Source organism: Roseovarius halophilus (ex Wu et al. 2025) (assembly GCF_047086965.1).
The window spans coordinates 1-11,084 of record NZ_JBKOTX010000181.1 but is presented as its reverse complement, the minus strand read 5'-3'; the positions used below and the strand labels follow the sequence as shown (position 1 = coordinate 11,084).

Here is an 11,084-nt window from a genome sequence, read left to right as displayed (position 1 = left end):
CACGCTCGACGAATACGACGGTGGCGTGAACATCATCCGCATCAACCTGGATCAGGCCGACCCGCCGGCGACCGATGTCGACGTGATCAACATCGACGGCCAAGGGGCCGTACACGGACATCCTGCGCGCGATCCCGGTATCGCTGGTGACCGACGACAACGCCGCGCTGGCCGGCTGCGCGCGCTGCCTGCGCGACACCGCGGCGTGACGCGGAAGGGGCACGGCGACACGCCCACTTCCCCCGCCCCGCGAGCTCTGCCATACTGCGGGCCAACCAATAAACCAAAGAGCAGACGCATGGCCGACGACCTCCTCTCACCGTCCGACAACAGCGATTACGATGCCGCCTCGATCGAGGTGCTCGAAGGGCTCGACCCCGTCCGCAAACGGCCCGGCATGTATATCGGCGGCACCGACGATCGCGCGCTGCACCACCTCGTGGCCGAAGTGCTGGACAATTCCATGGACGAGGCCGTGGCGGGCCACGCCACCCGCATCGAGGTGGACCTGCACGCCGACGGGGCGATCACCATCCGCGACAACGGCCGCGGCATCCCCATCGATCCGCACCCGAAATTCCCCGGCAAGTCCGCGCTGGAAGTCATCCTTTGCACGCTGCACGCGGGCGGCAAGTTCTCGGGCAAGGCGTACGAGACAAGCGGCGGCCTGCACGGGGTGGGCGCCAGCGTGGTCAACGCGCTGTCGGACTCCATGGTCGTGCAGGTCGCGCGCAACAAGGAACTGCACGAACAGCGGTTCGCCCGCGGCAAGCCGCTTGGCCCGCTGGAAAAGGTGGGGCAGGCCCCCAACCGGCGCGGCACCACGGTGACCTTCCATCCCGACCCCGAGATATTCGGCTCGCATCATTTCAAGCCCGGGCGCCTTTTCGGCTCCATCCGGTCCAAGGCGTATCTCTTCTCGGGCGTGGAAATCCGCTGGAAATCCGCGATCGAGGACGGCGAGACCCCGACCGAGGCGACGTTCCACTTTCCCGGCGGGCTGTCGGATTACCTCAAGGAAACGCTGGGCGGGGCCGCGACCTATTCGGAAACCCCCTTCGCCGGGTCGGTGGATTTCCAGGAACGTTTCGGCCGGCCGGGCAAGGTGGAATGGGCGATCAACTGGACCCCCTCGCGCGACGGTTTCCTGCAATCCTACTGCAACACCGTCCCCACGCCCGAGGGCGGCACCCATGTCGCCGGGTTCTGGGCCGCGATCCTCAAGGGCATCAAGGCCTATGGCGAACTGGTGAACAACAAGAAAGCCGCCAACATCACCCGCGAGGACCTCGTGACGGGGGGCTGCGCGCTGGTGTCGTGCTTCATCCGCGAGCCCGAATTCGTGGGCCAGACCAAGGACAGGCTGGCCACCACCGAGGCGCAGAAACTGGTCGAGAACGCGGTGCGCGACCATTTCGACAACTGGCTGGCCGCCGATACCAAGTCGGCCGGCGCCATCCTCGATTTCCTCGTGCTCAGGGCCGAGGAACGCCAGCGCCGCAAGCAGGAAAAGGAAACCCAGCGCAAGTCGGCCACCAAGAAGCTGCGCCTGCCCGGCAAGCTGGTGGATTGCTCGACCGGCACGCGCGACGGGACCGAGCTTTTCATCGTCGAGGGCGACAGCGCGGGCGGCTCGGCCAAGATGGGGCGCGACCGCAAGACACAGGCGTTGCTGCCGCTGCGGGGCAAGATCCTCAACGTGCTGGGCGCGGCCTCGTCCAAGCTGGGATCCAACGCCGAGATCAACGACCTCACGCAGGCGCTCGGCGTGGGGCTGGGCACGAAGTTCAACATCGACGACCTGCGCTATGACCGCATCATCATCATGACCGACGCCGACGTGGACGGCGCGCATATCGCCTCGCTGCTGATGACCTTCTTCTTCAGCCAGATGCGGCCGCTGATCGACGCGGGGCACCTGTATCTGGCCTGCCCGCCTTTGTACCGGCTGACGCAGGGGGCAAAACGGGTCTATTGCCTCGACGAGGCCGAGCGCGACGCGTGGCTGGAAAAGGGCCTCGGCGGCAAGGGCAAGATCGACGTGAGCCGCTTCAAGGGTCTGGGCGAGATGGACGCCAAGGACCTCAAGGAAACAACGATGGACCCGGCCACGCGCAAGCTGATCCGCGTGACCATCGACGACGACGAACCGGGCGAGACCGGCGACCTCGTGGAGCGGCTGATGGGCAAGAAGCCCGAACTGAGGTTCCAGTACATCACCGAGAACGCGCGGTTCGTGGAGGAGTTGGATGTTTGATGGAGGACGTGGGGCCTCAAAACAATGTTTATATTCGATCTAGTATCTGGCGCATGTTCAGAGATGCAGCAGATGAAGATTATCTAGTTGCGAGAATGTCGGCGCGATCACGACTCCAGTTTCAATACTGCTGGAGCTCACAACAAGCCATTGAGAAGTATCTTAAAGCAATCCTGCTGCTCAATAATAGAAGTATTAATTTCACCCATGATCTGACTGATATGTTCTCCTCTGCCACCGATATTGCCGAAGACCTTATTCCATCCATACTTGTCCCTCCAAATGTCTTCCCACGAGAACGCGCCCTTTTTGCGTTCCCGCCATTCGAGCCAGTCAGCGATTACATCAAGCGGGTAGAGAGACTGGGACGCCCAGATAATCGCTACCGATCATACAGTATTACCCTCGATTTTGGCGATCTAAACAAGTTAGATAACTTGTGCTTCATGTTACGGCGGATTGCCTTTCCGCTGGATATGCTGGTCGAAGGCTATAATGAAACCGCACGCGAACTGCTCGGAAAGCACCCCTTACTCCAACTGCACCCAAAAATGGGCTTTCAAAATAATATACATAAAGGCGCAAAAGATATAATAGGTGAAAGTTTTCGCTGGAGGAATTTTTCTTACTTTTATGAAGAGGCGGTGGATCAAGAGAAAATTTGCGCCGGCGGCTCCGCAATAAACTCGGAAATTTTTCTGAATATCGAGGGCGGCCAAGAGCGACTGGAAGCCCTTGCATGGTTGGCTGATCATGCCTTGCCCAAAAAGTTTAGAAGCCCTTTAAAAGAGGAAATCGCGAAGCGAGGGTCAGAATAGCAAGCGTAGGGTGGGCATTCTGCCCACCACCCGCGAAAATATCTGCGCGGACTCAAGGCGCACAGCGCCGCCGCGCGATCGCCGGCCCGCCCGTCACGCCGGGGGCGGGCCGACCATGACTGGCGCATCTTCGGTGCGACGGGCTGGCGATCTGGTGGCGGCAAGCACGCTGCCCGGAGTCCCGCCGAACACGGCGCCATGAAGCGCCCCGCTCACACACAGCATCGCCATCCCGCGGTCTGGCCATCGCGCGGCTTGCTCGTACCTTCTGGAAAAGCCGCCGGGTGGCCTTCGATGCGGCGATGCCGGACGCGGGACGATCCGCCGGTGACAGGGCCGTGATCGGTCATGGCTTGCAAAACGGACCGGCCGCTTCATACTGCGCGGGTGACCACGGGGGCAGCGCATGGTCCTTGTCGATTACCAGTTTCCGCTTTACCTGCTGGCCTTCGCCGCTGGCTGCGGGATCACGGTGGCCTGCCTGTGCACGCCGCCGGGACAACGCATATGGGCGCTGGCGGATCTGCTCTGGGTGGTGTTCGGGCTGTTCGGCGCGCTGGGCGCGGTGGTTGCCGACATCTACCTTGCCGACAGTTCCCGCATCGAGCGCCAGATCGGGATGACCCGCGCCGCCACGATCGCCTTTGACAGGGATGTCAACGCGTTCCGTCTTGGCCATTGCGCCGCGCCGGGCAGCGCGGCGCTGGCGACGCTGTGCGACAAGGCGGATTTCCTTGCTGCTTCGACCGCCCGGAATGCCGCGCTGCCGCTGTTCACCGAAGCGTCGGACAACGAGGCGGCGTTGCGCGATCTTTTCCCCTTCTCCGCGCCCCCGGACACCAAGGCAATGTCGGAGATGCGGGCGCAGGCCGATGCCCTCGATACGCGGGAACTTCTGGCATTTCAGCCGATTGACTCCGCCACCCGCCCCGCGCTGAAAACGCTGGACACGCGCGCGCCCGAGGTCGTGGGCCAGTTCCGTATTCTGGCCCGCAGTTACGAGTCGCTCGTGGCCCAGACGCGGGCCTTGCAGCAGGAATGGGCCTATATCGACTCGCGCGCATGGCTCCTTGGGCTCAAGACGCTGGCGATTTGCCTGGTCAGTTTCGCCGCCCCGTTTCGCCTCGGCCGCACCATCGCGGATCTGCGCGCCGCCCGCCGCCAGAAGAAAGACGATCAGGTGTCCTGAATGCTTTCGAGATACGCCAGCAACGCGGCCAGCGGGCGCGGCGTGGGGGTCAGCACCCCGTCGCCAACGTCGACGGGCACCGTGTCGCCCTCCAGCAGCAGGCCGAATTCCGGCATGTCCTTGCCCGGCAGGTCTGACCGGTCATAGCCGTCGATCACGCTCAGGACATGAGCACGCGGAAACCTGTCCTGCGCGGCGATGCGCGTCAGGTCGGACGGCGCGGGATCGTAAGAGCCCGCCCAAGGCCCGTCGCCCTTGCCCGAGACACCGTGGCACTGCGCGCAGTTATCCATGTAGAGCGCCCGCCCCTCCGACGGCTCCGGCATCGAGACCCGGCTACAGGCGAATGCCAGGAAACCAAGGAAAATCAGGGAAATACGCCACATGCCGCCGCCTCCGTTTTGCCCATCATGTCAAAGCTTCGCGCGGCGCGCAATGGCTTGGCTCAGCCCAGGTCCCCGGCCAGCGCCGCGTCGATCAGCGCGGCGGTCTCCGGCACGCCGTAAAGCGCGACGAACCCGCCGAACCGCGGCCCCTGGCTGGCGCCCAGCAACACCTCGTAGATCGCCGTGAACCAGTTGCGCAACGGTTCGAAGCCGTGGTTCTTGCCGATGGCGAAAACGACCGATTGCAGGAACTCCTCGTCGCCGTAATCGGCCTCGGGCAGCGGCTCGTCCTTGCCCATGTCGGCATTCTTCCGCGCGATCTCGGCCAGTGCGAAATCGGGCTCGCGCAGGGCCCGGGCCAGATCCGCCAGCGCCGCGCGCTCGGCCGCGTCGGGGGCGCGGTACACCTTGGCCGGCTTGACGAAGTCGTTGAAGTAACGCACCGCGAAGCCCGCCGCGGCATCCATCGCCGGGTGCGTTTCCGGGCTGGCCTCGGGGGCGTACTTGCGGATGAAGCCCCACATCGTCTCCTTGTCCTCGGCGCTCGACGCGCTGGCGAGGTTCAGGAGCATCGAGAACGGCGCCACCATGTCCGACGCGGGCACGTCGCCGTTGTGGATGTGATGCACCGGGTTGTTGAGCCGCGCCTTGAGGTCCTGGCCGGGATAGGCGCGCAACTGCTGGTGATATTCGTCCACGGCCTTGGGGATCACGTCGAAATACAGCCGCTTGGCCGTCTTGGGCTTCTGATACATGAAATAGCTCAGGCTCTCGGTCGAGGCATAGCTGAGCCATTCGTCGATGCTGATTCCGTTGCCCGAGGACTTGGAAATCTTCTGCCCGTTCTCGTCGAGGAACAGCTCGTAGGTGAAATGCTCGGGCGGTCGCGTCCCCAGGATGCGGCAGATGCCGTCATAGATCGGCGTGTTGGTGGAATGGTCCTTGCCGTACATCTCGAAATCGACGCCGAGCGCGGCCCAGCGGGCGCCGAAGTCGGGCTTCCATTGCAGCTTCACGTTGCCGCCCGTCACCGGCACGGTCCATTCGCGGCCGTCCTCGTCATCGAAGGTCACGGTCCCGTCGGCGGCGTTGACCTCCTTCATCGGGACGTACAGTACCTTGCCCGTCTCGGGATGCAGCGGCAGGAAGATCGAGTAGGTCTGCTGCCGCTCCTCGCGCAGGGACTTGAGCATCACCTTCATGAGGTCGTCGTAGCGCTCGGCGGCGCGCAGCAGCACCGCGTCGAACTGCCCCGAGCGGTAGAAATCGGTGGCCGAGTAGAATTCGTAATCGAAGCCGAACGTGTCGAGGAACCGGCGCAGCATCGCGTTGTTGTGCGCGCCGAAGCTCTCGTGCGTGCCGAACGGGTCCGGCACGTCCGACAGCGGCTTTTGCAGGTGCTCGGCCAGCAGCCCGCGGTTGGGCACGTTGCCGGGCACCTTGCGCATCCCGTCCATGTCGTCGGAAAAGCAGATCAGCCGCGTGGGGATGTCGCTGATCGTCTCGAAGGCGTGGCGGATCATCGTGGTGCGCAGCACCTCGCCGAAGGTGCCGATATGCGGCAGCCCGCTGGGGCCGTACCCCGTCTCGAAGATCACGTGACCCGTCTCGGGCGGCGCCTTCTCGTAGCGTTTCAGAACGCGGCGCGCTTCCTCAAAAGGCCAGGCTTTCGACTGCATCGCGGCATCGCGCATATCGGACATCGGGGAAACTCCAGACTTACCTGCGCCCGGAACCGGCGGCACGTCACCGCGACCGGGCTGGGCGCTTCCTATTGCCGGGGGCGCGGACAGTCAATATTCTGCGCCGCAACAACGCAGGCAACCGAAGGACAGGCCATGAGCCAGCAAGCCCCCCACCCAATGACCCCCGAGGATTGCCTCGTGGCCGTCATGATCGCCATTTCCGCCTCGGACGAGGACGTGAGGACCTCGGAACTGGTCAAGATCCAGACGGCGGTGAACAACCTGCCGATTTTCGCCAGCTACGACGAAGACCGGATCCGCGTGGTGTCACAGACCGTGTTCGACCTATTCAGTGTCGAGGACGGGCTTGACGCGCTGTTCGGCCTCGTGCGCGACAACCTGCCCGAGACGCTGTTCGAGACGGCCTACGCGCTGGCCTGCGACGTGGCCGCCGCCGACGGCTCCCTCAATGAGCGGGAACTGCGCCTGCTCGAGGAAATCCGCTACGAACTCAACATCGACCGGCTTCACGCGGCCGCCATCGAACGCGGCGCGCGGGCCCGGCACATGACCCTGTGATACGGGCCTGCACCATTCTCGCGCTGGTCGTCGCCGCGTGGCCGGCACTGGCCGCGATCGTTGACGTGCGCATCGACCTGTCGGATCAGGAAATGACCGTGGCCCTGAACGGCGCGCCAACGCATCGCTGGCCGGTCTCGACCGCGCGGGCGGGCAAGGTCACGCCCGTCGGGCTCTACCGCGTGCAGGCGATGAAGCGGATGCATTATTCCACGCTCTACGACAACGCGCCGATGCCGCACTCGATGTTCTTCTCGGGCAATTTCGCCATCCACGGCACCGACCAGACCGAGCGTCTGGGCACCCCGGCCTCGGCCGGCTGCGTGCGCCTGAGCCCCGGTCACGCGGAAACGCTCTACAACCTCGTGCTGCGGCACGGCCGCGCCAACACGCTGATCGAGATCGTGGAATAGACCATCGCGACGGCTTTCGAACCACGGGCGCGAAATTCGCCGTTTTCATCCGCGCCAAAACCCTTACAAACTGGTAGCCAATGACAATGAGGGGGTCCCCATGCGCTGTGTCTTCGTGAACATCCGCTGCAAGCCCGGCACGTCCTATCGCGTGGCCGAGGAGGTCGCGCTGCGCGAAATCCACTCGGAACTCTATTCCACCTCGGGGCCCTTCGACCTGCTGATGAAGCTCTACATCCCCGAAGGCGCCGATGTGGGCAAGTACATCAACGAGAACCTGCTCGACATCGACGGGATCGAGCGCACGGAAACGACGCTGACCTTCAAGGCGTTCTGACGATACAAAAGGGAGAGTGACGACATGAAACTGAAATCGCTAATCGCCGCCGCCTGCATGGGGCTGGCGGCCACGGCTGCCGCGGCCGAGGACGGCAAGGTCAAGGTCGGCATGATCACCACGCTGTCCGGCGGCGGCGCCGGGCTGGGCATCGACGTGCGCGACGGCTTCCTGCTGGCCACCAAGATGGCCGGCAACGACGATCTCGAAATCGTGGTCGAGGACGATCAGCGCAAGCCCGACATCGCCGTGCAGCTCGCCGACAAGATGATCCAGTCCGAAAAGGTGGACGTGCTCACCGGTATCATCTGGTCCAACCTCGCGATGGCGGTTGTCCCGTCGGCCACCGCCCGGGGCAAGTTCTACCTCTCGCCCAATGCCGGGCCGTCGATGCTGGCCGGCAAGGGATGCCACCCGGACTATTTCAATGTCGCGTGGCAGAACGACAACCTGCACGAGGCCGCGGGCGGCTACGCCAATTCAGCCGGTTTCGGCAAATCCTTCATCCTGGCCCCCAACTATCCCGCCGGTCAGGACGCGCTGACAGGCTACAAGCGCATCTACGAGGGTGAACTTGCCGGCGAGGTCTTCACCAAGCTGGGCCAGAAGGATTACGCCGCCGAGATCGCGCAGATCCGCGCCTCGGAGGCCGACTCGATCTTCTTCTTCCTGCCCGGCGGCATGGGTATCTCCTTCCTCAAGCAGCTGGCCGATTCCGGCATCGACCTGCCCGTCGTCGGCCCGGCCTTCAGCTTCGACCAGGGTATCCTTCAGGCCGTCGGCGACGCGGCGCTCGGGGTCAAGAACACCTCGCAATGGAACAAGGACATCGACAACGCGGCCAACAAGGCCTTCGTCGAGGCGTTCGAGGCCGAGTACGGCCGCCTGCCCTCGCTCTATGCCAGCCAGGGCTACGACACGGCCAACCTGCTGCTCTCGGCCATGGCCAAGGCCGACATTTCCGATCACGAGGCCTTCCGCGCCGCGCTGAAGGAGGCCGATTTCGCCTCGACCCGCGGCGATTTCGCCTTCGCCTCCAACAACCATCCCGTGCAGGACATCTACGTGCGCGAGGTGATCAAGGAAGGTGACATCTTCACCAACAAGATCATCGGCGTCGCGCTGGAGGACCACGCGAACGTCTACGTGGACGAGTGCGACATGTAAGACCTGACGGCCGGGCGCGCGTCCCGCGCCCGGCCCCATCCCGGGGCACGCCTTCGTGACAACCATCCTCTTCATCGAACAGCTCCTCAACGGGCTTCAGTTCGGGGTCATGCTTTTCCTCATGGCCGCCGGGCTCACGCTCGTTTTCGGTGTCATGGGGCTGATCAATCTCGCGCACGGCTCGCTCTACATGGTCGGCGCCTTCGCCGCCGCCACCGTGGCGGGCTGGACGGGGTCTTTCCCGCTCGCCCTCGCCGCCGCGCTGGCCGCGGCCGCCGCCGCGGGGGCGCTGGTGGAACTGGTCGTGATCCGCAGGCTCTACGCGCGCGACCACCTCGATCAGGTGCTGGCGACCTTCGCGCTGATCCTGATCTTCTCCGAAGGCACACGCTGGATATTCGGCTCCTTCCCGCTTTTCCTCGATATCCCGGATTACCTGTCCGGCCCGGTCACGCTGCCCGGCGGCATCCGCTACCCGCTCTACCGGCTGACCATCATCCTCACGGGGCTGGGGCTCGCGGCCGGGCTATTCTGGCTGATCTCGCGCACGCGGCTCGGCATCCGCATCCGCGCCGGCGAATCCGACCGCGAGATGATCGCGGCGCTGGGCGTCGACATCTCGAAACTCTACACGATCGTCTTCGCCCTCGGCGCGGCGCTGGCCGGGCTGGCCGGCGCGATGGTCGGCGCGCTCCAGTCGGTGCAGGTCGGCATGGGCGAACCGGTGCTGATCCTCGCCTTCGTGGTCATCGTGATCGGCGGGATAGGCTCGATCAAGGGCGCGCTCGTCGGCGCGCTGCTGGTGGGCGTGACCGACACGATGGGCAAGCTTCTCCTGCCGGAGGTGTTCCGCCTCTTCATGGAAAATGCGGCCGCCACCGCCACCGGGTCCGCGCTGGCCTCGATGCTGATCTACATCCTGATGGCGCTGGTGCTGGTCTGGCGCCCGCAGGGCCTGTTCGGGGCACGCGCATGAGGCGTGAACAACTCATCAACACGGTCCTATTCGCGGGCCTCGTCGCCGTGCCCCTCTGGGCATGGGCGGTGGACGAACCCTTCACCATCACGCTCGCCACCCGCGTGGCGATCCTCGCGCTGGCGGGGGTGGGGCTCAATATCGCGCTCGGGCTGGGCGGGCTGGTCAGCCTCGGGCATGCCGCCTTCTTCGGGATCGGCGGCTACGCGATGGGCATCCTCGCCAGCCACGCCCAGAGCTACACGCCCCTCGTGGAAAGCCCGCTGCTGATCGAGGGGACCAAATCCATGCCGTTGATCTGGCTCGTGGCGCTGCTGGCCGCCGCGCTCGCCGCGCTCGTCATCGGCGCGCTGTCACTGCGCACCTCGGGGGTGTATTTCATCATGATCACCCTCGCCTTCGGCCAGATGCTGTATTTCTTCGCGATCAGCTGGCCCGCCTATGGCGGCGAGGACGGGCTGTCGATCTACGTGCGCAACGGCTTCCCGGGTCTCGACACGCTGGATCCGATCCAGTTCTTCGGGATTTGCCTCGCCCTGCTCACCGCCGCGCTGTGGTTCAACGCGCGCCTCGCCCGCTCCGCCTTCGGGCTGGCGCTCAACGCCGCGCGACAGGCACCGCAACGGGTGGAAACGGTTGGCCTCAGCCCCTTCCGCCTGCGCCTGTTGGCCTTCGTGATCTCCGGGGCCATCACCGGGCTGGCAGGCGCGCTCTTCGCCGACCTCAACCGCTTCGTCTCGCCCACCATGTTCAGCTGGCAACTCAGCGGCGAGATCATCGTGTTCATCATCCTCGGCGGGGTCGGCCGGCTGTTCGGCCCGGTGGCCGGCGCGGCGCTCTTCATCACGCTGGAACACCTCCTCGGGGGGCTCAGCGACTACTGGCACATCTGGCTGGGCGCGCTGCTCCTCGCGGTGGTGCTCTTCGCGCGCGGCGGGCTGATCGGCCTGCTGGCCGGACGGCAGGTGGCCCATGACTGACCCGGTCCTGGCCACCCACGGGCTGAGCAAGTCCTTCGGCGCCCTACGCGCGACCGACGACGTGACCCTCACGCTCCGCCCCGGCGAGATCCACGCGATCATCGGGCCCAACGGCGCCGGCAAATCCACGCTCATCGCACAGGTATGCGGCGGGCTCGCGCCCGACAGCGGCCGGGTCGAGTTCATGGGCCGCGACATCACCGCCCTGCCCACCCGCGCCCGCGCCCGCGCGGGGCTGGCCCGCACCTTCCAGATATCGGCCCTCGCGATGGAGGACACCGTGCTCCAGAACGCCAC

General features: G+C 65.0%; 13 protein-coding genes. 11 read left to right on the top strand and 2 right to left on the bottom strand.

What is annotated here, in order from left to right; all coding sequences use genetic code 11:
• The first annotated feature begins 119 nt into the window (after positions 1-119).
• The 4 genes from ACH107_RS25485 to ACH107_RS25470 all read left to right on the top strand — a co-directional run bounded on the left by ACH107_RS25485 (position 120) and on the right by ACH107_RS25470 (position 4,264).
• Positions 120-209 (top strand): hypothetical protein, encoded by a 90-nt coding sequence (locus tag ACH107_RS25485; protein WP_412508397.1) that lies wholly within the window; start codon positions 120-122, stop codon positions 207-209.
• An 89-nt stretch (positions 210-298) separates the two neighbouring features.
• Positions 299-2,257 carry a DNA topoisomerase IV subunit B gene (gene parE / locus ACH107_RS25480; RefSeq protein ID WP_412508396.1) on the top strand — a complete coding sequence of 653 codons (1,959 nt, stop codon included), beginning with the start codon at positions 299-301 and terminating at the stop codon, positions 2,255-2,257.
• Positions 2,257-3,075: a HEPN domain-containing protein gene (locus ACH107_RS25475; protein ID WP_412508394.1), complete on the top strand. Its 819-nt coding sequence runs from the start codon at positions 2,257-2,259 to the stop codon at positions 3,073-3,075. Before parE ends, ACH107_RS25475 begins: the two co-directional genes overlap by 1 nt.
• A gap of 406 nt (positions 3,076-3,481) precedes the next feature.
• Entirely contained in the window at positions 3,482-4,264 is a 783-nt protein-coding gene (locus ACH107_RS25470; RefSeq protein ID WP_412508393.1) for a hypothetical protein, read from the top strand.
• Here ACH107_RS25470 and ACH107_RS25465 read toward each other — a convergent pair.
• Together ACH107_RS25465 and ACH107_RS25460 are read right to left on the bottom strand one after the other, a co-directional pair.
• Positions 4,252-4,650 carry a c-type cytochrome gene (locus tag ACH107_RS25465; RefSeq protein ID WP_412508392.1) on the bottom strand — a complete coding sequence of 133 codons (399 nt, stop codon included), beginning with the start codon at positions 4,648-4,650 and terminating at the stop codon, positions 4,252-4,254. The two genes, ACH107_RS25470 and ACH107_RS25465, sit on opposite strands and share 13 nt — an antisense overlap.
• Before the next feature lie 59 nt (positions 4,651-4,709).
• Positions 4,710-6,353: a lysine--tRNA ligase gene (locus tag ACH107_RS25460; RefSeq protein WP_412508391.1), complete on the bottom strand. Its 1,644-nt coding sequence runs from the start codon at positions 6,351-6,353 to the stop codon at positions 4,710-4,712.
• A 135-nt stretch (positions 6,354-6,488) separates the two neighbouring features.
• Here ACH107_RS25460 and ACH107_RS25455 point away from each other — a divergent pair, with 135 nt between their 5' ends.
• From ACH107_RS25455 to ACH107_RS25425, 7 genes are all read left to right on the top strand, one after another.
• Positions 6,489-6,914: a tellurite resistance TerB family protein gene (locus ACH107_RS25455; protein ID WP_412508390.1), complete on the top strand. Its 426-nt coding sequence runs from the start codon at positions 6,489-6,491 to the stop codon at positions 6,912-6,914.
• Entirely contained in the window at positions 6,911-7,327 is a 417-nt protein-coding gene (locus tag ACH107_RS25450; RefSeq protein ID WP_412508388.1) for a L,D-transpeptidase, read from the top strand. The genes ACH107_RS25455 and ACH107_RS25450 overlap by 4 nt, the downstream gene beginning before the upstream one ends.
• A 100-nt stretch (positions 7,328-7,427) precedes the next feature.
• Complete coding sequence (locus tag ACH107_RS25445) at positions 7,428-7,664, top strand: Lrp/AsnC ligand binding domain-containing protein (RefSeq protein WP_412508387.1); 237 nt, start codon at positions 7,428-7,430, stop codon at positions 7,662-7,664.
• A gap of 24 nt (positions 7,665-7,688) precedes the next feature.
• Positions 7,689-8,831: an ABC transporter substrate-binding protein gene (locus ACH107_RS25440; RefSeq protein ID WP_412508386.1), complete on the top strand. Its 1,143-nt coding sequence runs from the start codon at positions 7,689-7,691 to the stop codon at positions 8,829-8,831.
• A gap of 55 nt (positions 8,832-8,886) precedes the next feature.
• Positions 8,887-9,807 (top strand): branched-chain amino acid ABC transporter permease, encoded by a 921-nt coding sequence (locus ACH107_RS25435; RefSeq protein ID WP_412508385.1) that lies wholly within the window; start codon positions 8,887-8,889, stop codon positions 9,805-9,807.
• On the top strand, positions 9,804-10,787 hold the full coding sequence (locus ACH107_RS25430; RefSeq protein ID WP_412508384.1) for a branched-chain amino acid ABC transporter permease: 984 nt from the start codon (positions 9,804-9,806) through the stop codon (positions 10,785-10,787). The genes ACH107_RS25435 and ACH107_RS25430 overlap by 4 nt, the downstream gene beginning before the upstream one ends.
• The coding region (locus ACH107_RS25425) for an ATP-binding cassette domain-containing protein (RefSeq protein ID WP_412508383.1) at positions 10,780-11,084 on the top strand (305 nt) is incomplete at its 3' end. The genes ACH107_RS25430 and ACH107_RS25425, both read left to right, overlap by 8 nt.

What these genes read in the sequence shown, in the direction of transcription:
- ACH107_RS25475 (WP_412508394.1), top strand. Translation starts at nt 2,257, where the DNA reads ATGGAGGACGTGGGGCCTCAAAACAATGTTTATATTCGATCTAGTATC.
- ACH107_RS25445 (WP_412508387.1), top strand. Translation starts at nt 7,428, where the DNA reads ATGCGCTGTGTCTTCGTGAACATCCGCTGCAAGCCCGGCACGTCCTAT.
- parE (WP_412508396.1), top strand. Translation starts at nt 299, where the DNA reads ATGGCCGACGACCTCCTCTCACCGTCCGACAACAGCGATTACGATGCC.
- ACH107_RS25465 (WP_412508392.1), bottom strand. Translation starts at nt 4,650, where the DNA reads ATGTGGCGTATTTCCCTGATTTTCCTTGGTTTCCTGGCATTCGCCTGT.
- ACH107_RS25440 (WP_412508386.1), top strand. Translation starts at nt 7,689, where the DNA reads ATGAAACTGAAATCGCTAATCGCCGCCGCCTGCATGGGGCTGGCGGCC.
- ACH107_RS25460 (WP_412508391.1), bottom strand. Translation starts at nt 6,353, where the DNA reads ATGTCCGATATGCGCGATGCCGCGATGCAGTCGAAAGCCTGGCCTTTT.
- ACH107_RS25455 (WP_412508390.1), top strand. Translation starts at nt 6,489, where the DNA reads ATGAGCCAGCAAGCCCCCCACCCAATGACCCCCGAGGATTGCCTCGTG.
- ACH107_RS25430 (WP_412508384.1), top strand. Translation starts at nt 9,804, where the DNA reads ATGAGGCGTGAACAACTCATCAACACGGTCCTATTCGCGGGCCTCGTC.
- ACH107_RS25470 (WP_412508393.1), top strand. Translation starts at nt 3,482, where the DNA reads ATGGTCCTTGTCGATTACCAGTTTCCGCTTTACCTGCTGGCCTTCGCC.